At 64.4% G+C, this 21,014-nt stretch carries 31 protein-coding genes and 1 tRNA gene; 21 read left to right on the top strand and 11 right to left on the bottom strand.

The features are described 5' to 3' along the window. Positions 1-21 precede the first annotated feature (21 nt). From ispF to VIK36_RS04250, 3 genes are all read right to left on the bottom strand, one after another. Positions 22-528 (bottom strand): 2-C-methyl-D-erythritol 2,4-cyclodiphosphate synthase, encoded by a 507-nt coding sequence (gene ispF, locus VIK36_RS04260; protein WP_255174462.1) that lies wholly within the window; start codon positions 526-528, stop codon positions 22-24. Beyond that, positions 525-1,307, bottom strand: a complete 783-nt coding sequence (ispD, locus tag VIK36_RS04255) for a 2-C-methyl-D-erythritol 4-phosphate cytidylyltransferase (RefSeq protein ID WP_324644208.1) — start codon at positions 1,305-1,307, stop codon at positions 525-527. The genes ispF and ispD overlap by 4 nt, the downstream gene beginning before the upstream one ends. Positions 1,308-1,416: 109 nt before the next feature. Further along, a complete protein-coding gene (locus tag VIK36_RS04250) occupies positions 1,417-1,899 on the bottom strand; it encodes a CarD family transcriptional regulator (protein ID WP_011690592.1) in 483 nt (160 codons plus the stop codon). A 271-nt stretch (positions 1,900-2,170) separates the two neighbouring features. Here VIK36_RS04250 and VIK36_RS04245 point away from each other — a divergent pair, with 271 nt between their 5' ends. Further along, positions 2,171-2,758 (top strand): hypothetical protein, encoded by a 588-nt coding sequence (locus tag VIK36_RS04245; protein ID WP_255175530.1) that lies wholly within the window; start codon positions 2,171-2,173, stop codon positions 2,756-2,758. An 80-nt stretch (positions 2,759-2,838) separates the two neighbouring features. Here the strand turns inward: VIK36_RS04245 and VIK36_RS04240 are convergent, their stop codons facing one another. Both VIK36_RS04240 and VIK36_RS04235 read right to left on the bottom strand, forming a co-directional pair. Beyond that, complete coding sequence (locus VIK36_RS04240) at positions 2,839-3,519, bottom strand: response regulator transcription factor (RefSeq protein ID WP_142119926.1); 681 nt, start codon at positions 3,517-3,519, stop codon at positions 2,839-2,841. Next, positions 3,516-4,769: a sensor histidine kinase gene (locus VIK36_RS04235; protein ID WP_324645217.1), complete on the bottom strand. Its 1,254-nt coding sequence runs from the start codon at positions 4,767-4,769 to the stop codon at positions 3,516-3,518. Before VIK36_RS04235 ends, VIK36_RS04240 begins: the two co-directional genes overlap by 4 nt. 206 nt (positions 4,770-4,975) lie before the next feature. On the opposite strand from VIK36_RS04235, the gene phoU reads away from it, so the two are divergent. Continuing rightward, positions 4,976-5,638: a phosphate signaling complex protein PhoU gene (gene phoU / locus VIK36_RS04230; protein ID WP_159632912.1), complete on the top strand. Its 663-nt coding sequence runs from the start codon at positions 4,976-4,978 to the stop codon at positions 5,636-5,638. Positions 5,639-5,711: 73 nt separating this feature from the next. Here the strand turns inward: phoU and VIK36_RS04225 are convergent, their stop codons facing one another. Further along, complete coding sequence (locus VIK36_RS04225) at positions 5,712-6,458, bottom strand: phosphoglyceromutase (protein ID WP_324644207.1); 747 nt, start codon at positions 6,456-6,458, stop codon at positions 5,712-5,714. Between the two features lie 157 nt (positions 6,459-6,615). On the opposite strand from VIK36_RS04225, the gene VIK36_RS04220 reads away from it, so the two are divergent. Then, positions 6,616-7,440, top strand: coding sequence for a class I SAM-dependent methyltransferase (locus VIK36_RS04220; RefSeq protein WP_324644206.1), 825 nt, complete (start codon positions 6,616-6,618; stop codon positions 7,438-7,440). Between the two features lie 16 nt (positions 7,441-7,456). On the opposite strand, the gene VIK36_RS04215 is transcribed toward VIK36_RS04220, so the two are convergent. Both VIK36_RS04215 and VIK36_RS04210 read right to left on the bottom strand, forming a co-directional pair. Further along, on the bottom strand, positions 7,457-7,810 hold the full coding sequence (locus VIK36_RS04215) for a DUF2516 family protein (RefSeq protein ID WP_159632915.1): 354 nt from the start codon (positions 7,808-7,810) through the stop codon (positions 7,457-7,459). 9 nt (positions 7,811-7,819) lie between these two features. Next, positions 7,820-9,010, bottom strand: a complete 1,191-nt coding sequence (locus VIK36_RS04210) for an aminotransferase class I/II-fold pyridoxal phosphate-dependent enzyme (RefSeq protein WP_324644205.1) — start codon at positions 9,008-9,010, stop codon at positions 7,820-7,822. Positions 9,011-9,143: 133 nt separating this feature from the next. On the opposite strand from VIK36_RS04210, the gene tmk reads away from it, so the two are divergent. From tmk to VIK36_RS04190, 4 genes are all read left to right on the top strand, one after another. Beyond that, entirely contained in the window at positions 9,144-9,869 is a 726-nt protein-coding gene (gene tmk, locus VIK36_RS04205) for a dTMP kinase (RefSeq protein WP_324644204.1), read from the top strand. Further along, on the top strand, positions 9,866-11,029 hold the full coding sequence (locus tag VIK36_RS04200) for a DNA polymerase III subunit delta' (protein WP_255174456.1): 1,164 nt from the start codon (positions 9,866-9,868) through the stop codon (positions 11,027-11,029). The genes tmk and VIK36_RS04200 overlap by 4 nt, the downstream gene beginning before the upstream one ends. Continuing rightward, positions 11,026-12,594 carry an alpha/beta hydrolase gene (locus VIK36_RS04195; protein WP_324644203.1) on the top strand — a complete coding sequence of 523 codons (1,569 nt, stop codon included), beginning with the start codon at positions 11,026-11,028 and terminating at the stop codon, positions 12,592-12,594. Before VIK36_RS04200 ends, VIK36_RS04195 begins: the two co-directional genes overlap by 4 nt. A gap of 106 nt (positions 12,595-12,700) precedes the next feature. Further along, a tRNA-Thr gene (locus VIK36_RS04190) sits at positions 12,701-12,773 on the top strand. A 185-nt stretch (positions 12,774-12,958) separates the two neighbouring features. Here the strand turns inward: VIK36_RS04190 and VIK36_RS04185 are convergent. Together VIK36_RS04185 and VIK36_RS04180 are read right to left on the bottom strand one after the other, a co-directional pair. After that, positions 12,959-13,243, bottom strand: a complete 285-nt coding sequence (locus VIK36_RS04185) for a helix-turn-helix transcriptional regulator (protein WP_324644202.1) — start codon at positions 13,241-13,243, stop codon at positions 12,959-12,961. Positions 13,244-13,561: 318 nt separating this feature from the next. Further along, positions 13,562-13,822, bottom strand: coding sequence for a helix-turn-helix transcriptional regulator (locus VIK36_RS04180; protein WP_324644200.1), 261 nt, complete (start codon positions 13,820-13,822; stop codon positions 13,562-13,564). Between the two features lie 141 nt (positions 13,823-13,963). Between VIK36_RS04180 and VIK36_RS04175 the strand changes: the two genes are divergently transcribed. From VIK36_RS04175 to ssb, 14 genes are all read left to right on the top strand, one after another. Beyond that, the gene (locus VIK36_RS04175) at positions 13,964-14,221 is read left to right on the top strand and encodes a helix-turn-helix transcriptional regulator (protein ID WP_324644199.1); all 258 of its coding nucleotides are present in this window, start codon (positions 13,964-13,966) and stop codon (positions 14,219-14,221) included. Beyond that, a complete protein-coding gene (locus tag VIK36_RS04170; RefSeq protein ID WP_324644198.1) occupies positions 14,218-14,406 on the top strand; it encodes a helix-turn-helix domain-containing protein in 189 nt (62 codons plus the stop codon). Before VIK36_RS04175 ends, VIK36_RS04170 begins: the two co-directional genes overlap by 4 nt. Before the next feature lie 128 nt (positions 14,407-14,534). Next, positions 14,535-14,798 carry a hypothetical protein gene (locus VIK36_RS04165; protein WP_324644196.1) on the top strand — a complete coding sequence of 88 codons (264 nt, stop codon included), beginning with the start codon at positions 14,535-14,537 and terminating at the stop codon, positions 14,796-14,798. A gap of 11 nt (positions 14,799-14,809) precedes the next feature. Continuing rightward, on the top strand, positions 14,810-14,995 hold the full coding sequence (locus VIK36_RS04160; RefSeq protein WP_324644195.1) for a hypothetical protein: 186 nt from the start codon (positions 14,810-14,812) through the stop codon (positions 14,993-14,995). Continuing rightward, complete coding sequence (locus VIK36_RS04155; protein ID WP_324644194.1) at positions 14,992-15,264, top strand: hypothetical protein; 273 nt, start codon at positions 14,992-14,994, stop codon at positions 15,262-15,264. The genes VIK36_RS04160 and VIK36_RS04155 overlap by 4 nt, the downstream gene beginning before the upstream one ends. Then, positions 15,261-15,422, top strand: a complete 162-nt coding sequence (locus tag VIK36_RS04150; RefSeq protein ID WP_324644193.1) for a hypothetical protein — start codon at positions 15,261-15,263, stop codon at positions 15,420-15,422. The genes VIK36_RS04155 and VIK36_RS04150 overlap by 4 nt, the downstream gene beginning before the upstream one ends. Before the next feature lie 109 nt (positions 15,423-15,531). Next, the gene (locus tag VIK36_RS04145) at positions 15,532-15,672 is read left to right on the top strand and encodes a hypothetical protein (protein ID WP_324644192.1); all 141 of its coding nucleotides are present in this window, start codon (positions 15,532-15,534) and stop codon (positions 15,670-15,672) included. Beyond that, positions 15,669-15,875: a hypothetical protein gene (locus tag VIK36_RS04140; RefSeq protein WP_324644191.1), complete on the top strand. Its 207-nt coding sequence runs from the start codon at positions 15,669-15,671 to the stop codon at positions 15,873-15,875. The genes VIK36_RS04145 and VIK36_RS04140 overlap by 4 nt, the downstream gene beginning before the upstream one ends. A 292-nt stretch (positions 15,876-16,167) precedes the next feature. After that, positions 16,168-16,539, top strand: a complete 372-nt coding sequence (locus VIK36_RS04135; protein WP_324644189.1) for a hypothetical protein — start codon at positions 16,168-16,170, stop codon at positions 16,537-16,539. Next, positions 16,536-16,676, top strand: coding sequence for a hypothetical protein (locus VIK36_RS04130; RefSeq protein ID WP_324644188.1), 141 nt, complete (start codon positions 16,536-16,538; stop codon positions 16,674-16,676). The genes VIK36_RS04135 and VIK36_RS04130 overlap by 4 nt, the downstream gene beginning before the upstream one ends. Before the next feature lie 288 nt (positions 16,677-16,964). Continuing rightward, on the top strand, positions 16,965-17,774 hold the full coding sequence (locus VIK36_RS04125) for a PD-(D/E)XK nuclease-like domain-containing protein (RefSeq protein WP_324644187.1): 810 nt from the start codon (positions 16,965-16,967) through the stop codon (positions 17,772-17,774). Then, a complete protein-coding gene (gene bet, locus VIK36_RS04120) occupies positions 17,767-18,603 on the top strand; it encodes a phage recombination protein Bet (protein WP_324644186.1) in 837 nt (278 codons plus the stop codon). Before VIK36_RS04125 ends, bet begins: the two co-directional genes overlap by 8 nt. Continuing rightward, positions 18,600-19,835: an AAA family ATPase gene (locus VIK36_RS04115; protein ID WP_324644184.1), complete on the top strand. Its 1,236-nt coding sequence runs from the start codon at positions 18,600-18,602 to the stop codon at positions 19,833-19,835. The genes bet and VIK36_RS04115 overlap by 4 nt, the downstream gene beginning before the upstream one ends. After that, positions 19,832-20,320, top strand: a complete 489-nt coding sequence (gene ssb / locus VIK36_RS04110) for a single-stranded DNA-binding protein (RefSeq protein ID WP_324644183.1) — start codon at positions 19,832-19,834, stop codon at positions 20,318-20,320. Before VIK36_RS04115 ends, ssb begins: the two co-directional genes overlap by 4 nt. A 76-nt stretch (positions 20,321-20,396) precedes the next feature. Here ssb and VIK36_RS04105 read toward each other — a convergent pair whose 3' ends face one another. Continuing rightward, positions 20,397-20,774, bottom strand: coding sequence for a hypothetical protein (locus VIK36_RS04105; protein ID WP_324644182.1), 378 nt, complete (start codon positions 20,772-20,774; stop codon positions 20,397-20,399). Positions 20,775-21,014: the final 240 nt, after the last annotated feature.

The raw sequence follows: 21,014 nt of genomic DNA, 5'->3' as shown, positions 1-21,014 counted from the left end.
TAACTGATGGGCCCGGCTGCCTCACGGGCGTGGGGGCTGCGGATACACCAGGGCGGTGGCCACGGCGGAGATGCCCTCCCCGCGCCCGGTGAATCCCAGGCCGTCACTGGTGGTTGCCGTGACGCCGACGTGGGCGCCTGCCGCCTCGCTCAGGACCCTTTGAGACTCTTCCCGCCTGGGCCCGAATTTGGGCCGGTTGGCCACGAACTGCACGGCCACGTTGCCGATCTCGAACCCGGCAGCCCTGACGATCCGAGCGGCCTCAGCGAGGAGGGTGGCACCGGACGCTCCGGCGAATTCCGGACGGTCCGTACCGAAGTGGGTGCCAAGGTCGCCGATGCCGGCAGCCGAAAACAAGGCGTCAGCGGCGGCGTGGGCTACGGCGTCTCCGTCAGAGTGTCCGGCGAGGCCGCGTTCGCCGGGCCAGAGGAGCCCACCGAGCCACAGCGGACGGGGGGAATCCTCCGGGGCGTAGGCATGGACATCGATTCCCACGCCCGTGCGCGGAAGGACCACGTCCGGGCTCATCCTTCCACCCACCGGGCACCGAGCGGACCCTCAAGGAGCCCCTCGGCGAAGATGAGGTCCAGGGGGGTGGTGATCTTCAGGGATTGTGTGGACCCGCGGACTGCATGGACCGGGGTACCCAGCATCTCCACGAGCATGGCGTCATCGGTGACCGCCGCGGCCTGCTGGTCGTCCAAAGCCTGCGCCGCCTCGTGCGCCTTCAGCAGGGTGCCGATCGTGAAGCCCTGCGGAGTCTGCACCGCCCGCAGTTCCTCGCGGCGGGCGGTCCCCGTGACGACCTCGGGGGCAAGCGCAGTGTCATCGCCGGCCGTGGCCGCCACGGTTTTGACCGTGTCCACCACCGGGAGCACGGGAATGACAGCGGCGGCGCCGGCAACAAGGGAGTCGCTGACGCGGTGGAAGACGGATTCGGGGGTGAGGGCCCGCGCGGCGTCATGGACCAGGACGGCCTCGATACCCTCCATGAGTGCGGCGATTCCGGCACGCACGGACCCCGCCCTGGTGGATCCGCCGTCAACAACCGTCAGGAGGGGCCCACCGTCGGCAAGTTCCTCCCGGAAGTCGTCGCACAGCCGGCGCAGGTCCTGGTCGCCGGCGGGCAGCGCGACGCACACCTGGGTGGCCACACCGGACGCGACAATGCCGCGCAGGGCATGCATCAGGATTGGTTCTCCGCCCAGCGGAACGGCAGCCTTGGGCATGCCATAGCCGAGGCGCTGCCCGGAACCTGCGGCAACCACGATGACCGCTGTGACCAGACGCGTGGGTGATTCACTCATGCGGACAAGCCTACGACGCCGCCACTTCCGATGGGTGCTTAAGGCACCGCCGCGGTTGGCCCAAAAAAAGAAGCCCCGGCGGCACTTGCGTGCAGCCGGGGCTAAATTCTTAGGAAGCCAGGACCTCGTCGAGAACGCTTGCAGCCTTCTCCTCGTCGGTCTTCTCAGCCAGCGCCAGTTCTGAAATCAGAATCTGGCGGGCCTTGGCCAGCATTCGCTTCTCGCCTGCGGAAAGGCCCCGGTCGTGATCCCGGCGCCACAGGTCGCGAACAACCTCTGCCACCTTGATGACGTCACCGGAAGCAAGCTTCTCCAGATTTGCCTTGTACCTGCGTGACCAGTTGGTGGGCTCCTCGGTGAACTCGGCACGGAGCACATCGAACACGTGCTCCAGGCCTTCCTTGCCCACTACGTCCCGGACCCCAACAAGGTCAACGTTCTCTGCTGGAACTTCAATGGTCAGATCACCCTGAGCCACCTTGAGCTTGAGATACATCTTCTCTTCGCCCTTGATGGTGCGCATCTTGATTTCTTCAATCTTCGCAGCACCGTGGTGAGGGTAAACTACTGTCTCGCCGACCTCAAATACCATGTGGACATTTCCCCTTTCCCGCAGACCAGTTTATCACGATTCAGGCATATGACCGGCCGGAGAAATGGCTCCCAACCGCGAAAATACGCGGGAAAACGGCCCAATCAACCCCCTCCACCCCCTTGACGGATGCGCTGATTAGTGCATCAGGTGAGCGCTCCCATGGGGGATGTGACACCGCCGAATCCTCGTTTGCCCCTCTTTGCGGATAGGCTATGGCTGAAAAAGACTTCAAATTTCTCGAGGAGTACGTGACGTGCGTTCCACTGCGATGAACCGGGCCCAGCGCGGCAAACTGGCACTGACGGCTGCTGCCCTTGGCGCCAGCCTGCTGACCGCGGGCTGCGGTTACATCACGCCCCAGCAGACCAGCCATCAGTACTCCGCCTCGGACGGCATCCGCGCAGACCTCGGTCCGCTGCAGCTGCGGAACATCCTCATTGTCTCCACCGGCGAGAACGAACCCGGCCGCCTGATCGGTGCCGTCTACAACTCCTCCTCCAAGGACGTGAAGCTGACCGTCAACGGTGCGAAGGGCTCACAGACCGAAGTTTCGGTGAAGGCCAACGGCTACACCCTGCTGAACGAAAAGTCGGACGAGGCCATCCTGAGCACCACCGGCGGCAAGCCGGGCTCCCTGGTGGACGTCAAGATCAGCGAGAACGGCACCAACGTCAGCAGCACGGTCAAGGTTCCCGTCCTGGACGCCACCCTGCAGGAGTACAAGGACTACGTCCCCACCCCGAGCCCCTCGGCGACGCCCACGCCGTCGTCCTCTTCTTCCGCAGGTGCGGGTGCAACGTCCTCCGCCGGTGCAACCTCCAGCGCCACGGCAACGGCAACCGCCACCACCCGCTAAAGCGGGCGCTGCAAGCAGCGGACACCAAAAGGGAGGAGCCATGCGGCTCCTCCCTTTTTGCGGTATTTTGCGATGCTGCCCTACGGCTCGAACTTGTAGCCCAGGCCACGGACAGTCACCAGGTAACGGGGGGCCGAGGGATCCGGTTCGATCTTGCCGCGGAGACGCTTCACATGCACGTCCAGGGTTTTGGTGTCGCCAACATAGTCAGAGCCCCACACGCGGTCGATCAGCTGCCCGCGCGTGAGCACCCGGCCCGAGTTGCGCAGGAGCATCTCCAGAAGCTCGAACTCCTTCAGGGGAAGCAGGACCTGCTCGCCGTCCACGCTCACCACGTGCCGTTCAATGTCCATGCGGACGGGCCCGGCCTGGACGGTGGCGGAAATCAGTTCCTCAGGTTCGCCCTGGCGCCGCAGGACAGCCCGGACACGGGCCACCAGTTCACGGGATGAGTAGGGTTTGGTGACGTAGTCGTCGGCGCCGAGTTCCAGGCCCACCACTTTGTCGATTTCCGAGTCCTTGGCGGTCAGCATGATCACGGGGACGCTGGAACGCTGCCGGAGCTGGCGGCACACCTCCGTGCCGGAAAGCCCGGGCAGCTGCAGGTCCAGCAGCACCAGGTCGGCGCCGTTGCGGTCGAATTCGGTGATGGCGTCCAGCCCGTTGTCCACCACCTCTACCTCGAACCCTTCTTTGCCCAGCAAATAGGACAAGGGATCGCTGAACGACTCCTCGTCCTCAACAATCAAGATCCTGCTCAAGCGCTAGCTCCTCGTTCTGTTGCGCCGGCGGCGCGGGGTACTTGGGTCAGAGTGGCCTGTTCGGGCGCCCCGTGCGCCGGCCCCGGCGCCGGTGCCGGCGCGGAGGAAACGGACAGCCCGGCGTCGCCGTCCTGCCCTTCCATCTCGGGCAGCCGGAGGGTGAAGGTGGATCCCTGCCCAGGCTGGGACCACAGCGTCACCTCGCCGCCATGGTTCGACGCCACGTGCTTGACGATGCTCAGGCCGAGGCCCGTGCCGCCCGTCTGGCGGGAGCGGGCGGCATCCACCCGGTAGAACCGCTCGAAGACGCGTTCCTGGTCCTCCGGCGACAGCCCGTCCCCCTGGTCGGTCACGGAAATGGAGACCAAGCCGTCCCTGGACCGGACGCCGATGCCGACGCGGGTGTTCGGGGGCGAGTAGCGAATGGCGTTGTCGATGAGGTTCCGCAGCGCGGTGACCAGGAGGTCCTGGTCCCCGAACACCTTGCCTTCGGTGCGGCCGCCCACCACGATGCTGATGTTCTTGCTTTCGGCGGGCAGCTGGGACCGGTCCACGGCTTCGGCGATGACGGCGTTGATGTCCACGGGGCCGCCCTGCTGCGTTACGCTGGCGCCCTGCAGGCGGGAAAGTTCAATGATGTCCTGGACCAGGGCGGCCAGGCGCGCGGATTCCTTGTGCATGCGCTTGGCGAAGCGGCGGACAGCTTCTTCGTCGTCGGCGGAGGACTCCAGGGCCTCCGCCAGCAGGGAGATGGCACCCACCGGGGTCTTCAGTTCGTGCGACACGTTGGCCACGAAGTCGTTGCGGATCTCTTCCGTCCGGGTGATCTCGGTCCGGTCATCGGCCAGGAGAAGGATGTATTCCTCCCCCAGCATGGCGGCCCGGACCTGGACGATGATGGTGCCTTGTCCCAGCGGCCCGCGCGGAAGCTCGAGCTGTTTTTCCAGGATGACGCCGTCCCGCCGGACCCCTGACGTCATGTCCAGGAGTTCCTTGTGCACCACGGTGTGCCCGCGGACCAGGCCGTAGGCGTAGGCCGCGGGGCTGGCGCGGACCACGCCGTCGACGTCGTCCAGCACCACGAAGGCCCGTCCGACGACGGCGAGCACCTCCGCTGCGCCGGACGGCAGGGCAATCTCCCCGGCGTCGACGTCCAGCAGTTCGCGCTGCTTCTCGCTGACCCGGTAGGCAAGCACGCCGAACGTGCCAAGCGCCAGGCCGATAAGGCCGGCAACCAGACCAATGAGCATAGGATCCACAGCTCCACTTTATGCTCTTGCCTGGCGCCTCCAGCCGGCTCAAGGCACTTACGGCGAACGGTTCAACTAACGTTCACCTGTGTGGGCATAATCGTTTACCGGGCGATGACAAAGTTAGAGGTCAGAGCGCCCAACGGCGACACGATTCCTGCTGCCCCGGAGCGGCCGGCGGGAGTTCCAAGGAAAGGACGCCCTAAGTGCGTAAGGTTTTTCAGGAAGAACTCACCCAGGTTGGTGACCAGCTGGTGGAGATCTCCCGGCTGGTCAGCGAAGCGATGGACAAAGCCACCACCTCATTCCAGGTGGCGGACGTGGACCTCGCCCAGGACGTCATCGCTGCGGATGCGCGCATTGACTTCCTGCAGAACAGCCTCGATGAGCGGGCCATCGACATCCTGGCGCTGCAGGGTCCTGTCGCCAGCGACCTGCGCATGATCGTAGGTTCCCTCCGGATGAGCGCATCCCTGGAGCGGATGGGTGACCTGGCGCGGCACATTGCACAGCTGGCCCGCCTCCGGTACCCCTCCACCGTGATTCCGGCATCCATGACGGAGACCTTCAACCGGATGGCCGAGCTGGACCAGGAGATCGCCGACAAGCTGACGGTCCTGCTGGAAAGCCGCGACCTCGAGGTCGCCCGGGACATCCTCAAGGCGAACACTGCCATCAACGATCTGCACTTGAGCGTCTTCAAGGCCATCGCTGCCCCCGAGTGGTCCGAGTCCCCCGCCACCACGGTGGACGTTGCCCTCGCCAGCCGCTACTTCGAGCGCTTCGCAGACCACGGTGTTTCCGTCGCACAGAAGGTGACGTACCTGGTGACCGGCGCGTGGCAGCCGAACGCCACCGAACACAGCTAAAACAAAAGAAGCGGAATACGACGGCGGGCTGGTCACCTGAGGTGACCAGCCCGCCGTCGTACGCTTTAACGTCTTATTTCTTGCCCTGGTTGGCTACTGCCAGGATGGCCTGCTCGGCGGCCTCGGGATCGAGGTAGGTGCCGCCGGGCTTGATCGGCTGGAAGTTTTCGTCGAGGTCGTACACCAGCGGGATGCCCGTGGGGATGTTCAGGCCGGCGATAGCCTCATCGCTGATGCCGTCCAGGTGCTTGACCAGCGCGCGGAGCGAGTTGCCGTGCGCGGTGACCAGGACGGTCTTGCCGGCCTTGAGGTCTTCCTTGATGTCCGATTCCCAGTAGGGCAGGAGCCGCACCAGGACGTCCTTCAGGCACTCGGTGCGCGGGAGGGCGTCGCCCAGGCCCGCGTAGCGGGGGTCGTGGGCCTGGCTGAATTCGCTGTTGTCGTCCAGGGGCGGCGGCGGGGTGTCGTAGGAGCGGCGCCACTCCATGAACTGTTCTTCACCGTATTCGGCCAGGGTCTGGGCCTTGTCCTTGCCCTGCAGCGCACCGTAGTGGCGTTCGTTCAGGCGCCAGTCGCGCTTGACCGAAATCCAGCCGCGGTCCGCCTTGTCCAGGGCGATGTTTGCGGTGTTGATGGCCCGCTTCAGCAGCGACGTGTAGAGCACATCCGGGAGGATATCGTTTTCCACCAGCAGCTCGCCGCCACGCGCTGCTTCCTCGCGGCCCTGGTCGTTCAGGTCAACGTCCACCCAGCCGGTGAACAGGTTCTTGGCGTTCCATTCGCTGTGGCCGTGGCGCAGCAGAATCAGCTTGTAAGTCATGATTTTCATCCTAGCCGAGCAGTGTTGCCGCCCGCCCAGCGTTACACGGCTCCTGCCGGGGGCCTGGGGGGTACCGGCAGGAGGCCCGGTGGTCACGGCAGGACACCGGCCCGGAGGCAAGGGATAGGGTTGGGCAGTGGTTCAAAAGGCTGAACGGGTGAACGCCCCGCAACTTTCCGGGAAGACGTCCCCCGCCAGGCAGGGCCGGCCGGTTGGCAACGTGACCCGCGGCACCACCAACCCCAACCGGATGCGCCGGGTGGACCGTTGGCTGACGGGACCCCAGGCCTGGCGGCTCCGGTCCGCGGCGGACCCGCTGGTGGTTGACCTTGGCTATGGCGCGACGCCGGCCACCGCCGTCGAACTTTACGAAAGGCTCGCCGCCGTCCGGCCGGACGTGCGGGTCTGCGGGATTGAAATTGACCCCGGGCGCGTGCGGGCGGCCCTTCCGTTGCAGCGTCCCGGGCTGACCTTCCAGGTGGGCGGCTTTGAACTGCCCGTTCCCGGCCGCCCCGTCCTGGTCCGTGCGTTCAACGTCCTGCGGCAGTATGAGGAAGCCGACGTCCAGGGCATCTGGCGGCTGGTGCAGGACGGGCTCTCCCCCGGAGGTTTGTTCGTGGACGGCACCTGCGACGAAATCGGACGCCGCGTCACGTGGGTGGCGCTGGACCGGGACCGGCCGCTGTCCCTAAGCATCTCGGTCCGTTTCGGCAGCTTCGAGTTGCCGTCGGAAGTGGCCGAACGGCTTCCCAAAGCCCTCATCCACCGGAACATCCCCGGTGAACCGGTTCATGCCTTCATGCAGGCGATGGACAGGGCATGGCTTGAGAGCGCACCGCTGGCCTCATTCGGCAACAGGCAGCGCTGGGTTGGCATGTGCCGCAGCCTGCGCGGGGCCGGGTGGCCGGTCCAGGACGGGCCCGCCAGATGGCGCCTTGGAGAGCTGACGGTGGACTGGGAGGCGGTGGCCCCCCAGGTTTAGGCCCTGCCGGGGTGGATCACCAGGGACCGTAAGGGCCCATGTTGCGGCTGCCGCCGCGGCCTGCGTCCTTCACGGCGGGACGGACATCGGCCAGGTAGACGGAGGCGGCGACAACCGCGGCCAGTCCGAACAGGCCAAGGGTGCTGAAGAGGCCTCCGCCGGCGCCGAACAGCGAAATCACGCCGATCAGGGCCGAGCCGCCGGTGAGGGCGAGCCAGAATGTCTTGGTCCGCTTGCCGGTGGCTTCGAAGGCGTTGGGCCGGTGCCGGGCACAGTCCACGAACGCCCACAGCTCAAGCCCCAGGGCCACCAGGCCGAGGATAAAGAACACTGCCTGCTCGATGTAACTGATAATTATTCGACCGTCCACAAGCCCAGCCTAGCCGTCCAGCGTGTCCAGCGCCTGCTTCAGGTCAGCCCAAAGGTCTTCGACGCTCTCCACGCCGACGCTCAGCCGCACCAGGTTTTCGGGCACGCTGGCGGGTTCGGCCGTATGGCGGCGCCGGCGTTCAATCAGGGACTCGACACCGCCCAGGGACGTGGCGGGCAGCCAGAGATCCAGTGCCTGCACCAGTTTGTCCGCAGCGTCGGCACCGCTGAGGCCTGCTGCGGGCGCCACCTGCACGCAGATGATGGAACCGAACCCCTTCATTTGGGCTTTGGCGCGGGCATGGCCCGGATCGGTATCGAGGCCCGGGAACCGGATGGATTCGATGGCGGGGTGCGCGGCAAGGCGTTCCGCCAGGATCATGGCCGATTCCTGGGACCGCTCCACGCGCAGCGCGAGGGTCCGCAGGCCGCGCAGGGCCAGCCACGCCTCAAACGGACCGGCGATGGCGCCGTGGATGATGCGGTGGTGCAGCAGTTCGGAGCGGATTTCCGGGTTTGAAGTCACCAATGCACCGAGGACGACGTCGGAGTGCCCGGCAAGGTACTTCGTCACCGAATGCAGGACGACGTCGGACCCCAGCAGCAGGGGCTGCTGCACCAGGGGCGTGGAGAAGGTGTTGTCCGTGACAACGATTGCGCCCGCCTCATGCGCGGCCTCCGCGACGGCGGTCATGTCCGCGATGCCGAGCATGGGGTTGGTGGGGCTCTCCAGCCACAACATGGCGGCGGCTTTCTCCGAGGGGCCTTTGGAGGCGAGGGCGTCCTTGACCGCAGCGGTATCGGCAATGTCCACGGTCCGCAGTTCGATGAAGCCTTTCTGCGCGAGTTCCGTGGCCATCACCAGGGAACCGGAGTAGCTGTGGTTGGGCATGACCAGCACGCCGCCGGCGGGGATCAGGGACAGCGCCGAGCTGACCGCCGCCAGGCCCGATGCGTAGAGCAGGCCCGGAAGCGAGGCCCCCTCAAGCTGGCCGAGCGCTTCCTCGAAGGGATCCCAGGTGGGGTTGGAGTAGCGGCCGTAGCCCCTGTCCCCGTCACCGAGCGGGCCGGTCCCGAAATAGGTGGAGGAAAGGGTGATGGGAGGATTGACCGGCTGGTCCCTTTCCCGTGGCGGACGTCCCGCTGCCACCACCACGGTTTCGGGTGAAAGGGACGCGGCCTGGTGCTCGGAAAGACTCATGGTCAAAAGCGTACTGTTCGGCCCAATCGGGCGGAAAAGCAATGTCGCTTTGTGGACGCCGGTCCATCCACCCGTCCTGCACAGGGGATATTCGGAGGCCCGGAATGTCGCCGCGCCTCGGTAGGCTTGAGAAGTGAACAAACAGAGGGCCGGCGTATTCATCGCATTCGAAGGTGGCGATGGCGCCGGCAAGTCCACCCAGGCGGCCCGGCTTGCTGCGGCACTGGAATCCCGTGGCTACACCGTGCTGCGGACCCGTGAACCCGGCGGCACCCCCGTCGGCGAAAAACTTCGCTCCCTGGTGCTGGACCACGGCAACGGCGAAATCGACGCCCACACGGAGGCCCTGATCTTTGCGGCTTCCCGCGCTGCCCACGCCACCCAGGTCATCCGCCCCGCGCTTGGCCGTGGCGACATTGTGCTGACGGACCGGTATATCGACTCCTCCGTGGCCTACCAGGGGGCCGGCCGCGATCTGGGCCAGGACGCTGTGCGTTCCCTCAATGAGTGGGCTACTTCGGGCCTCCAGCCGCACCTGACTGTCCTCCTGGATGTTGACCCGCAGCTGGGGCGCACCCGCCGCACAGCGGGCCAGGCAGCCGAGGACCGCCTGGAATCCGAAGCTGACGAGTTCCATACCCGCATCCGCGACGCTTTCCTTGAGCTGGCGGCGCGCCGCCCCGCCTCATATTTGGTCCTGCCGGCCAATTTGCCGGTCGATGACCTGGCCGCACGGATCCTCGCCCGGGTCGACACCCTGCTTGATGTTCCCTTCGCAGCAGCCCGGGATACAGCAGCGCAGGATGCTGTTCCGCAGCAGGCCGTGCCGGGCGCCACAAGAGACGGCGCTGGCTCGTGACCGTCTGGGATGACCTGCAGGGCCAGCCCGCCGTCGTCGAACAACTGCGCCAGGCCGCCAGCGGTGAAGGCCTGACACATGCCTGGCTTTTTACCGGGCCGCCGGGGTCCGGCCGCTCCAATGCGGCCAAGGCGTTCGCCGCCGCGTTGAACTGCGACCAGGAGGACGTAAGCCTGCGCGGCTGCGGACAATGCCAGGCGTGCCACACGATTTTGGGCGAAACCCATTCAGACGTGACGTTCGTGCGCACCGAAAAGGTCACCATCACCATTGACGAGGCCCGCGAACTTGTAGCGACGGCGGGGAACCGGCCGTCGTCAGGGCGTTGGCGGATCATCGTGGTGGAGGACGCTGACCGCATGGCCGAGCGGACCACCAACGTGCTGCTCAAGGCCATCGAGGAACCTACGCCACGGACCGTGTGGATGCTCTGTGCGCCATCGCCTGCAGATGTCCTGGTCACTATCCGCTCGCGCTGCCGCAGCGTTGCCTTGAGGTTGCCGCCCGCCTCGGACGTTGCCGCCTTGCTGGTCAGGCGCGACGGCGTGGACCCCGCCCTGGCGGAGCAGGCAGCCCGCACAGCGCAGAGCCATGTGGGCATTGCCCGCCGGCTGGCCAGGGATCCCGCGGCAAGGGAACGGCGCCTGGAGACGGTCCGTTTTCCGCTGGGACTGCGGGGCGTAACGGCCGCCGTCATGATGGCGGACAAACTGGTCAAGATTGCCACGGCAGAGGCCAACAGCTCCAACGAGGAGCGGGACGCCGCGGAGAAGGCCGCCCTCCTTGCCACTTTGGGGGCGCCGGAATCCGGAACCCTGCCCCCGGCCATGCGCAGCCAGCTGAAACAGCTCGAAGACGACCAGAAACGCCGTGCCAAGCGATCCATCACGGACTCGCTGGACCGGACGCTCACCGATTTGCTGTCCTTCTACCGGGATGTACTGGTCATCCAGCTGGGGAACGCCGTGGAACTGGTCAACGTTGAATTGAGGAGTGAGCTGGAGGATTTCGCCGCCCGCAGCACTCCGGAATCCACGCTGGCCCGGATGGACGCCATCAACAAAGCCCGTGACCGCATCACCACCACCAATGTTGCCCCGCTGCTGACCATCGAGTCCATGGCGGCCAGCCTGATCCAGCCCTCCAAGGAGACCCGATGACTGCCCGCCCCCTGCCCGCACGCCACAGGTCCCTGACGGTCGCCGTCCGCGCCGCGGGTGCCTTGGTCCTGGCCATGGTCCTGGCCTCGTGCAGCCTCCTCAACGGCGGCGGCAAAAACCAGCCGGAGGCGGCCACCGCCAAGGCCGATCCTTCGATCGTGGCGTCCGCTCCTGCCGGGCTGGAAAAGTTCTACTCGCAGGAAGTGGTCTGGCAGCCCTGCGAGGGGGAATTCCAGTGTGCCAAAGTGACCGTCCCCATGGATTATGCCAATCCGGGCGGCGACACCATCCAACTTGCTGCGCTGCGGGCGCCGAGCACGGGCAAGAAGACGGGCAGCCTCCTGGTCAACCCCGGCGGACCGGGTGCCTCCGGCTATGACTTCGTCAAGGATGCTGCCGGCACCCATTTTTCAGCTGCTGTCCGCAACGCCTATGACCTTGTCGGTTTCGATCCGCGGGGCGTAAAGCGCTCTGCCCCCGTTGCCTGCATGACAGACGCGGAACGTGACGCGTCCCGGGCCAAGATCTACGCCCTCGACACCGACGCCGGGCTGCAGGCGGCACTGGCGGACAACAAGGCCATCGCCGACCAGTGCGCGGCACAAACCGGCCCGGTCCTGGCCCACATCGACACCGTCAGCGCCGCCAGGGACCTGGACGTGCTCCGGGCCGTGGTGAACGACGCCAAGCTGAACTACCTCGGATATTCCTACGGCACGTTCCTTGGGTCCACCTACGCCTCGCTGTTCCCGGACAACGTGGGCCGCATGGTCCTTGATGGCGCCCTGGACCCCTCCATCACCAATGAAGAGCTGACCAGCGGCCAGGCCCGGGCCTTCGAAAAAGCGCTCCACACCTACGTGGCCAGCTGCCAGAAACAGGGCAAGTGCCCGCTCAGCGGCGACGCCGATTCCGGCGTGCAGCAGATCCGGGACCTGATCAACTCCATCCGGGAGACGCCGCGCACCGCCAAGGACGGCCGGCTGGTCAACGCAACCACGTTTGTCAGCGGACTCATCACCCCGCTCTACAACGACCAAAGCTGGCCCGCCCTCACCCAGGCACTTGAGGCCGCCATGTCCGGAGATGTGAGCCTCATGCTCCGGCTCGCCGACCTCGGCGCAGACCGCGCGTCCGACGGTTCCTACACCTCCAATTCGACCTTCGCCTTCAACGCCATCAACTGCCTTGACTACCCCATGGTTTCGGACGCCGCGGGCATGCGGGCCGAAGAGAAGCGGCTGGAACAGGACTCCCCCACCCTTGGCTACTTCTTTGCCTACGGCGGGACCACCTGCGCGGACTGGCCGTACAAGAACGTCCGCACACCGGCGCCGGTGGAATACAGCGGGGACTCCCCCATCGTTGTCATCGGCACCACCGGCGATCCCGCAACCCCCGTCGACTGGGCTGCATCCCTGCGCAAGCAGCTGGGGAACGCAGCGCTGCTGACCTGGAAGGGTGAGGGGCACACCGCGTACGGCCGGGCCAACAGCTGCCTCGAGGACTCCGTGGACAAATACCTGGTGAGCGGAAAGCTTCCGGCCGACAACACTGTCTGCTGACGGCCCCGGCAGGCCTTGGCCTGCCCCATTTTGACCGGGGCGCGGGGACTCTATTACAGTTGACTCTTGCATGAAGCGCCCGGTTCCGCCGGGGATTTCATGCGGTGCTTCCTTAGCTCAGTCGGTAGAGCGTTTCACTCGTAATGAAAAGGTCATCAGTTCGATTCTGATAGGAAGCTCGGGATAAACCCCTAGAAATCAAGGTTTCTAGGGGTTTTTCGCTGGTTTAGGGCGGGGCAGGTGTACCCGACGGTGTACTCGAACACGCTAATCGTGCAGCACTTTGACTGACCGTGCACGAGCGCGAATAGCGCCAAAAAACGAAGAGCCCCACTGGATGTCCAGTGGGGCTCTTTTTTCGTCTCTATGGGGCGCTGCCGGGGCCCTGAGCCCTCATGCTCCGAATGGCCGTGGTTATCAGCTTGAGCAGGTCTTCATTGAGCTCCCGACAGATGGCCTCTACGTCGTTGGCAGTGAAGCTGGACTCGCTGCGGAGGCGCTTTGATACATAACTCTGGGAGCGCCCGATCATCACGGCGAGCTGGGCGCCGCTGATCCGATGCCGCGTCAAAGCCAGGCGGATCTCTTCTGCGACGGCACGGGCGAACGCGCCGGGTTCCGGCTCTTTTCCTGCGGGCATGATGGTCATTGTAAGCACTCCTATAGGGTCAACTACCCCTTGACCAGCAGTTATAGCGTATATGCGCTTGACTAGTCCATATAAGGTGATACGGCCCTACCGACCAGTAGGAAATGGGATTAAGCTATCGAGTCTATATGGGGTAATCTGACGCGAGATTCGCAAGAAAAAACCCCACCCCCGGAATGTCCGAGAGGTGGGGTATGGTCTTCAAAAATCGAAACTATGTTCGAATAAATGCGGGGGCATCAGCAGTGCAGAAGAACTACGTCCACATCTCCACCTTGACCGTTCGCGATCTTTGCGTCCTGGCCGCAGCGCATGGAGTTATGCCGTCTGAGCTCCTGGACGGGCGATTCTGGCTTCGGCGCGCTCCATCAGCACTCGAGGACTCAGGCCAAGGGCCCCGGCGATTTCGAAAAGAACATTCACCGGCATGTTGCGCTGGTTCTTCAGGTACTTGGTCATCGTGACCGGGTGAATACCCACGCGCTCGGCGAGCGTCTTCTGATCCATGCCGTTCTCAGCAAGCTCGACCTTGATCTGAGTTGAAAGAGCCGCTTCTAGACCCTCGAATGCGTTATCCATATGGCTAACCCTATGTCCATTTGGACGTTATTTGCAATAGATCGACTAAGCCACTAAGTCAAACGGTACTCGAATCACACCGACGGAAGTACTTGGAATAGGGACTTGCGCTTAGTCATGTGGCTAAGTACTCTTAGTCGCATGGCTAAGACAACTGCTGGGAAACAGCCTCCAAACCACACTGAAATCGACCTCATCAACCAGGTACTAGCCGACAAGGGAGTCAGCAAGAACTCCCTGGCAGACCAAACCAACATCCCCTTCAAGACGCTCTGCAGACGGCTTGATGGCGACGGACTCCTAACCCTCAAAGAACTCCGGAAGATCGCGTCCGCACTCGGAGTCTGGCCCTCCGAGATCCTCCCCGAAGAGCTCACCACCAAACAGGACGCGGCATGAGCCAGAAGCTCGCCTACACCTTCGAGGAAGCCGCCGAGCAGTCAGGCTACTCGGTCCGAACCCTCAAGCAGCAAGTAGCCGACGGCAACCTCGCCGCCCGCTACGCAAACACCAAAGGCGTAATCCGCCACGACGACCTGGCCGAATGGCTGGACAGTCTCCCCGCTGAAGCACCAACCAAGTAGCACCCGCCGCAGCGCTCAGCGCCGGCACTTCGCCTAATCAGGCATTCCGCCCACTCGGGCACCCTTCCTTGAAACACCCTCTTACACCTCACCCATGGGTTCGTCCCTCGGAGAAAGGGCTATTTGCCATGCCCGAAAACACCTTGGCCGGCTGGGAAAACAAGATCCGTTCCTACGCCGAGCGCAACGAGCTAGACCTTCCACGCACCACCGTCCGCCGGGCCGCCAAGACGATCAACGCACGCTTCGTGCAGCTGAACGCCTTGACCCTTACGGAAGACGAGCTCATCGGCCGCGTTCTTCAGCACTCCGACCCCACAGGCGAGGAAGCTGCCAGGAACGTCGACCGTGAACGCAACCGCGAAGCCGCTGCACGGAGGCTGGCAGCATGATGGACCGCACCGTGCACCAAGCCATCAAGGGGAGGGCGAAGACGACGGCCGTTCGGCAGCCGGCCCGCCGCAGCAACCGCAAGGGCAAGGAGCCTATCGCGGCCGACGTCCTTGCCACCGCTGTCGAGTTGGCGCGACGCGACCGGATCCAACAGGACATCCGCGACTACGCGCACCGGAAGGGCGGCACGGCATGAAGGCCGCGGTACTCGAAGAGAACCGCGAAGACTGGCTGGCCGACGCTGTCGCCACCATCCTCTGTCTCGCGAACGAGATGGATACCTTCAGCGCCGACGACCTGGCGCGCGAGATGCGACCACCTGCCCAGCAGAACTGGACCGGCATCGCATTCTCCGTGGCCCGCTCCCGCGGCTACATCACGACCGTCGGCATCCACTCATCAGCAACGAAATCACGGAACGGTGGCATCCAGCGCGTCTGGGCCGCCGTCAAGGAGGAAGCATGATCAAGCTTCAGAGTCTCGGAATCCTGTTCTGCATCGTCCTCGCGTGCTGGTTCCTGGCTCACATTCCATGGGCCCGCCGCCGAGACGCTCAGGACCTCGCGGAGTGGCACCTGCTCCACGGCCCGAATGACGGCTGCATCGAGTGTGCTGACAAATGAACCCGGACCTGTACCTCGAGGAACCGGACGACATCGACCTAGACGAACTGGCCGACTTGGCCGACACCCGCGCCAGCGACGACGCTGACGCACACCGCAAGGGGGAGCAATGAGAAGCAAGAACAGCGCAGAAGCGTGGATGGCACAGTGCCTCCGCGATGAAGCCAACCAACTGGCCGTAGCCGTCCGAATGCTCGAATGGCAGACCGGATACCGCGACGGCGTCGCCGAAGCGCGGGTAGCGGCGTGAGGGGCTGGTTCCGCGGCCTGCGCTGGAAGCGCCGGCCCGCCGTGCAAATCACCCAACTCAACCGTGACGACATCGCGGACATCCCCTACGCCTTCGCCTGGAACCTGACCATCACCCAATGGCGGGAACTGGACGAGCGGGACCGCGCCGACAAACGGCTGAACGTCTGCCACGCGCCGAACTTTGCGGGAGCGGGAAAGTGACCGCCGAAGAGCTCCTGACTGAAGCTACCGACGCAGCCAGGCAAGCGGCCGAGTACCGGGCACTCACCCACCAGCACACCCACACCGGCACCACGTTCCAATACGACGCGCCCCTCCCGCCCGCACCCAACTACCGGCCCCGCGAATGGGAACCCCGCCAAGTGGCGGACGCAGGTGCTAACTGCATAACACCAGACGCCACCGAGACCCCGGCACAACAAAACAACTGCGGGGCCCGGTGACAAACACGTACCCGCACCCCAGCACACCTAACACCCGAGAAGGAAACACCATGAGCGCCCTGGACGACATCCGCGCCCGCCTCCAAGCAGCCACACCCGGACCATGGTTCGCGGTCCGCTACTACGTCGGTGCTGGCTGGGATCAGTCTGACCCGCACACGGAGGTAGCGAAGGCCTCATTCAAGCAGGACGCCGAGTTGATCGCTCACGCTCCCACTGACGTGTCCCGCCTCGTGGCCGCCGTCGAAGCCGTGGAGGCGTTGGCTGCCGCATGGGAGGCCCGCGGCAAGCACCTGATGCAGTCAGCGGAGGATGCGCCTTGGGATGTGCAGGAATCTCTTGATGATTCGGGGCAAGACTTCATCCACAATGCTCGGTTGGTCCGCGCTGAACTCGCCAAGGCGCTTGGGGAGGTGTCGTGAAGGTCTGCAAGTACTGCACCAGCGTCGGCGGCACCCACCACACATGGTGCACCCGGCCCCGACTGGCCGCCGTGAACGACCCCGAAGGCCGCGCACTCGTCCAAGCCATCCACGACCGCAACGCAGCGACAACCTAACCGAGAGGAGCAATGGTGCTCCAAGACGACCAAGGCCGACTAGTCCCATACGTCGGTACCGGATACGAATCGCTCTGGCACAGGCCGATCAATCGGTACCCGGGCTGCACGTGTGAGCCCTGGCGATACCACCCCGCCCACCCCAAACCCACCAACCCAGCATGCCCGAGACACGGAGAGCCCAATGAGTCAGACATCGCAACCACCGCGCCGTGACCTGTACGAGATCGAGGAAGAATCCAAAGCCGCCACCGAGCGGCTTTTTTCATCTCCAGAGAAGGACGAGGAATGAGCTACTCCCCCGGCGTCTACGAAGACATCAGCAACAAGGACTACCACGCGGATCCGGCCCTCGGCAGTACCTCCCTGAAGACCCTCGCGCTGCGCACCCCGGCTCACTGGAAGTGGGAGCGCGAGAACCCCGTCCACAAGGACGCCTACGACATCGGCACCGCCGCGCACAGCCTCATCCTCGAGGACGACGACTCGCAAATGGTCCTCGTGGAAGCGAACGACTGGAAGACCAAGGCCGCCCAAGCCGAGAAGGCCAAGGCCCGCAGCGAGGGGAAGTTCGCGCTGCTCCCGAAGGAGCTCGCGCAGGTCAAGGCGATGCGCGACTCGGCAATGGCCCACCCGCTCGCCCGGAACGCATTCACCAACCACCGCGCCGAAGAGTCCGTTTTCTGGGAAGAGGACGGGCAAATGTTCAAGTGTCGGCCGGACGCCTGGAAGCAGGGCCTCGTCGTGGACCTGAAGACGAGCGCCGACGCTGACCCAAACGAGTTCGGCAAGGTCGCCTACAACTTCGGCTACTTCATGAGCGCCCCGCACTACATCGACGGAATCAAGCAGGCGACCGGCGAGGAAGTGAAGTTCGCCTTCGTGAACGTCGAAAAGTCCCCGCCCTACCTCGTCAGCGTGACGGAACTGACCGAGTCGGACATGAACCGCGGCCGCTACCAACTCGACCGCGCCAAGCGGATCTACCGGGAATGCATGGCCTCCGGCAACTGGCCCGGCTACCCGGCATTCACCACCGTATCCATGCCCCACTGGGCCCAGAACAACCTAGACGAAATGGAACTACTCAATGCCTAACGAAGTCGCCCTACTCGGCGCCAACAGCGCCCTCGCGGTCCACGGCGAACAGACCTTCTGGACGCCGCAGCAAATCACTGTCCTGAAGTCGCTCGGCCTGCAAGAAGCAACCGAGTCCGACCTCGGCCTGTTCTTCCACCAATGCACCAGGACCGGCCTCGACCCGTTCGCCAAGCAGATCTACATGATCGGCCGCAAGGCCAAGGAGAACGGCCAGTTCGTCACCAAGTACACGATCCAGACCGGCATCGACGGCTATCGACTCATCGCCCGCCGCGCCGCCGACCGCACCGGACACAAGTACGGCATCGAAGAAACCCTCTGGTGCGGCGAAGACGGCGCCTGGCGCGACGTCTGGCTAGGCAAGCAGCCGCCGGCCGCCGCAAAGGTAACGGTCTCCCGCAACGGTGAGACGTTCACCGCCGTCGCCACCTACAACGAGTACGTCCAGCTCGCCAAGGATTACACGACAGGCGAGATGGGCCCTAACAGCATGTGGAAGAAGATGGCCGCCAACCAGCTCTCCAAGTGCGCCGAAGCTGCCGCCCTCCGCAAGGCCTTCCCGCAGGACCTGTCCGGCATCTACGTGGACGCCGAGATGCACCAAGCAGACAATCCCGCACCTGAGGCGCCCGCTTCCAGCACGCTCCGGCTGCTGCAGGAGGAAACGGTGCAGGACCTCGGCGAGCGCCGCGACTTGCGTGCCGAAGCAGATCAGGCCGTGGGTAACGTCCCCGAACTTCAGCGCATCTACGCTGCCGCCGAGGCTGCCGGCGCCGATGCGGCAACCCTCGACTACATCAAGAGCAAAGCAGGAGCTAACGCATGAGCAAGATCGTCCGACTCGAATCCACCAACTACAAGCGCCTGAAAGCGGTGGAGATCCTGCCCGACCCTGACGGCAGCCTCGTCATCGTGGCGGGCAAGAACGGGCAGGGCAAGTCGTCCATCCTCGACAGCATCACGGCGGCCCTTGGCGGGGTGAACGGGAAGACCACCCCGAAACCTATCCGCGACGGCGAAGAGCGCGCCGAGATCGTCCTCGAGACAGAAGACCTGGTCGTCACCCGGCGCTTCACAGCCTCCGGCTCCACGCTTACCGTCAAGTCCCCCGACGGCGCGGTCTACCCCAAGGGCCAGGCCAAACTCGATGACTTACTCGGCAAGCTTTCCCTCGACCCGCTGGCATTCACGCAGCTCTCGGATCGTGACCAGTTGGCCACTTTGCTCGATCTCGTCGAACTCCCCTTCGATCCGGCGCAACTGGCCGCCGAGCGCAAGGAAGTCTTCGACCAGCGCACAGAAGCGAACCGAAAGGTCAAAGACCTCACTACCCGGGCTGCCGAGTACATCACCCGGCCCGCCAACCTCCCCGACGAAGAGGTCAGCGTATCCGCGCTGCTGAGCGAATACCGGGCCGCGCAGAACATTCATGCCCAGCAGGCAACTGACCGGGACGCCCTCGCCGGAGCGCAGTCCGTCGTCGACTCGATCAACGAGCAAATCGCGGAGCTCATCAAGCGACGCGAAGAAGCCGAAGCGTCAGTCGCCCGGCTGACCGTCCGCGTAGAAGACCATGACGAAGCGCCGGACCTTGAAGCCATCCAGGTTCAGATCGACAGCGCCGAGCAGGTGAACGCCGCGGTCCGGCACCACAAGGCCGGCGAGAAGGTGCGCGCCGCCCTGACCCTCGCGCAGCAGGAGGCCGCAGAACTTACGGCCGGGATCGAACAGATCGACAAGCAGAAGGCCGAAGGTCTGGCCGCGGCCAAGTTCCCGATCGAAGGGCTGGGCTTCGACGAGTCCGGCGTGACCTACAACGGCGTGCCGTTCAAGCAGGCGTCTAGCGCCGAGCAGCTGCGCGTTTCGCTGGCCATGGCCATCGCGCTCAACCCCAAACTCCGCGTCATCCGCATCGCGGACGGCTCGCTGCTCGACACCGACAACCTGGCGCTGGTCGAATCCATCGCCCGAGAGAACGACTACCAAGTCTGGATCGAAATGGTAGGCGACGCCGGCGGCCGCGGCATCGTCATCGAAGACGGAGGAATCAAAGAATGAGCGACGAAACATACGTCACTATCAAGGGACGGCTTACAGCTGACCCCGAGCTTCGGTACGGAACATCCGGATCCGCGGTCTCGAACTTCACAGTCGCCACCCGCTCCCGGCGGTTCGACAAGACCACCAATGATTGGAAAGACCAGCCAACTAAGTTCTGGCGGTGCGCCGCATGGGACCAAGGCAAACTCGTTCGGGCCCAGAACATCGCCAACCTCCTGAAGAAGTCTGACAACGTCATCGTCTACGGCGAACTGACCACCCGGGAATACCAAAAGGACGGCCAGACACACAAGGCCGATGAGATCCGCATCGAGTCCATCGGCAAAGACCTCACCTTCCACGGCCAGGCGTACGCGGCCAACGAAACCCAATCAGCTGCAGCAGACCAAGGCTGGGGCGGCCAACAGGCCGGCGGCTGGGACGACCCACCCGCCGCCACCGACCAAGGCGGCTGGGGCAACGGCTCCAGCGCCACCTACTAAGCAAGGAGCATTCAAGGGCGGACAAGAAGGCAGCGGCCTGACAGACATCGTCAGGCCGCTGACTTCGCTCATCCAGTCAGAGTGAAATGCGGGTCGCGTTAGCCGGAACCCACACATTCTTAATGACGTACGCCTGGGTGGTTCTCTTGAACCAGCCCCACCCTTTGGTGCAGTAAATGTTGGCAGCAAATTGCACATTGCGGCTGCCGCTCAGCAGCTTGATGTTTGCGCCGCTGCCATTAGCTTTGGGCACCGAGCTAATGCCCGGTACTGCGCCGAACTGGACCGCTGTCACCGAACCGCCGCCATTGCAGTTGCTGTTGGAAAATGACACGTATACGGTGCGCCCGGCCGCCTCGGCCGGGGCTGCGGCGAGACCTCCGACGAGTGCTGTTGTGATGGCTGCAGCTGCAAGCCACCTCTTAGGTTTTCTGAATGTGGTCAGGATAGTCATCTGTGTCCCCTTCAAATGGTGCGGTCCCCGCCAGCCGGGCTACACGCAGTTTCATCCAAACAGCGCCCGAGCGGCGTACACAACGACTGAGCCACGACAGAATTGTCATCTACCTCTTCAATAACAGTAGTTTCCCCCGTCACACGAGTAACAGGTGAACTGCCGCGCTTCTCGAAGTCGCCACCAGTTACCAATCCAAAGCCGCCACCGAGCGGCTTTTTTCATGCCCGCGGGCGCCCG

Origin of the sequence: Pseudarthrobacter sp. LT1, from assembly GCF_035621795.1 — a bacterium.
Classification (GTDB): Bacteria; Actinomycetota; Actinomycetes; order Actinomycetales; family Micrococcaceae; genus Arthrobacter.
This window is presented reverse-complemented; position numbering and strand designations above follow the sequence as displayed.

What these genes read in the sequence shown, in the direction of transcription:
- ispF (WP_255174462.1), bottom strand. Translation starts at nt 528, where the DNA reads ATGAGCCCGGACGTGGTCCTTCCGCGCACGGGCGTGGGAATCGATGTC.
- ispD (WP_324644208.1), bottom strand. Translation starts at nt 1,307, where the DNA reads ATGAGTGAATCACCCACGCGTCTGGTCACAGCGGTCATCGTGGTTGCC.
- VIK36_RS04250 (WP_011690592.1), bottom strand. Translation starts at nt 1,899, where the DNA reads ATGGTATTTGAGGTCGGCGAGACAGTAGTTTACCCTCACCACGGTGCT.
- VIK36_RS04245 (WP_255175530.1), top strand. Translation starts at nt 2,171, where the DNA reads ATGAACCGGGCCCAGCGCGGCAAACTGGCACTGACGGCTGCTGCCCTT.
- VIK36_RS04235 (WP_324645217.1), bottom strand. Translation starts at nt 4,769, where the DNA reads ATGCTCATTGGTCTGGTTGCCGGCCTTATCGGCCTGGCGCTTGGCACG.
- VIK36_RS04225 (WP_324644207.1), bottom strand. Translation starts at nt 6,458, where the DNA reads ATGACTTACAAGCTGATTCTGCTGCGCCACGGCCACAGCGAATGGAAC.
- VIK36_RS04210 (WP_324644205.1), bottom strand. Translation starts at nt 9,010, where the DNA reads ATGAGTCTTTCCGAGCACCAGGCCGCGTCCCTTTCACCCGAAACCGTG.
- VIK36_RS04195 (WP_324644203.1), top strand. Translation starts at nt 11,026, where the DNA reads ATGACTGCCCGCCCCCTGCCCGCACGCCACAGGTCCCTGACGGTCGCC.
- VIK36_RS04185 (WP_324644202.1), bottom strand. Translation starts at nt 13,243, where the DNA reads ATGACCATCATGCCCGCAGGAAAAGAGCCGGAACCCGGCGCGTTCGCC.
- VIK36_RS04180 (WP_324644200.1), bottom strand. Translation starts at nt 13,822, where the DNA reads ATGGATAACGCATTCGAGGGTCTAGAAGCGGCTCTTTCAACTCAGATC.
- VIK36_RS04175 (WP_324644199.1), top strand. Translation starts at nt 13,964, where the DNA reads ATGGCTAAGACAACTGCTGGGAAACAGCCTCCAAACCACACTGAAATC.
- VIK36_RS04170 (WP_324644198.1), top strand. Translation starts at nt 14,218, where the DNA reads ATGAGCCAGAAGCTCGCCTACACCTTCGAGGAAGCCGCCGAGCAGTCA.
- VIK36_RS04165 (WP_324644196.1), top strand. Translation starts at nt 14,535, where the DNA reads ATGCCCGAAAACACCTTGGCCGGCTGGGAAAACAAGATCCGTTCCTAC.
- VIK36_RS04155 (WP_324644194.1), top strand. Translation starts at nt 14,992, where the DNA reads ATGAAGGCCGCGGTACTCGAAGAGAACCGCGAAGACTGGCTGGCCGAC.
- VIK36_RS04150 (WP_324644193.1), top strand. Translation starts at nt 15,261, where the DNA reads ATGATCAAGCTTCAGAGTCTCGGAATCCTGTTCTGCATCGTCCTCGCG.
- VIK36_RS04145 (WP_324644192.1), top strand. Translation starts at nt 15,532, where the DNA reads ATGAGAAGCAAGAACAGCGCAGAAGCGTGGATGGCACAGTGCCTCCGC.
- VIK36_RS04135 (WP_324644189.1), top strand. Translation starts at nt 16,168, where the DNA reads ATGAGCGCCCTGGACGACATCCGCGCCCGCCTCCAAGCAGCCACACCC.
- VIK36_RS04125 (WP_324644187.1), top strand. Translation starts at nt 16,965, where the DNA reads ATGAGCTACTCCCCCGGCGTCTACGAAGACATCAGCAACAAGGACTAC.
- bet (WP_324644186.1), top strand. Translation starts at nt 17,767, where the DNA reads ATGCCTAACGAAGTCGCCCTACTCGGCGCCAACAGCGCCCTCGCGGTC.
- VIK36_RS04115 (WP_324644184.1), top strand. Translation starts at nt 18,600, where the DNA reads ATGAGCAAGATCGTCCGACTCGAATCCACCAACTACAAGCGCCTGAAA.
- ssb (WP_324644183.1), top strand. Translation starts at nt 19,832, where the DNA reads ATGAGCGACGAAACATACGTCACTATCAAGGGACGGCTTACAGCTGAC.
- VIK36_RS04105 (WP_324644182.1), bottom strand. Translation starts at nt 20,774, where the DNA reads ATGACTATCCTGACCACATTCAGAAAACCTAAGAGGTGGCTTGCAGCT.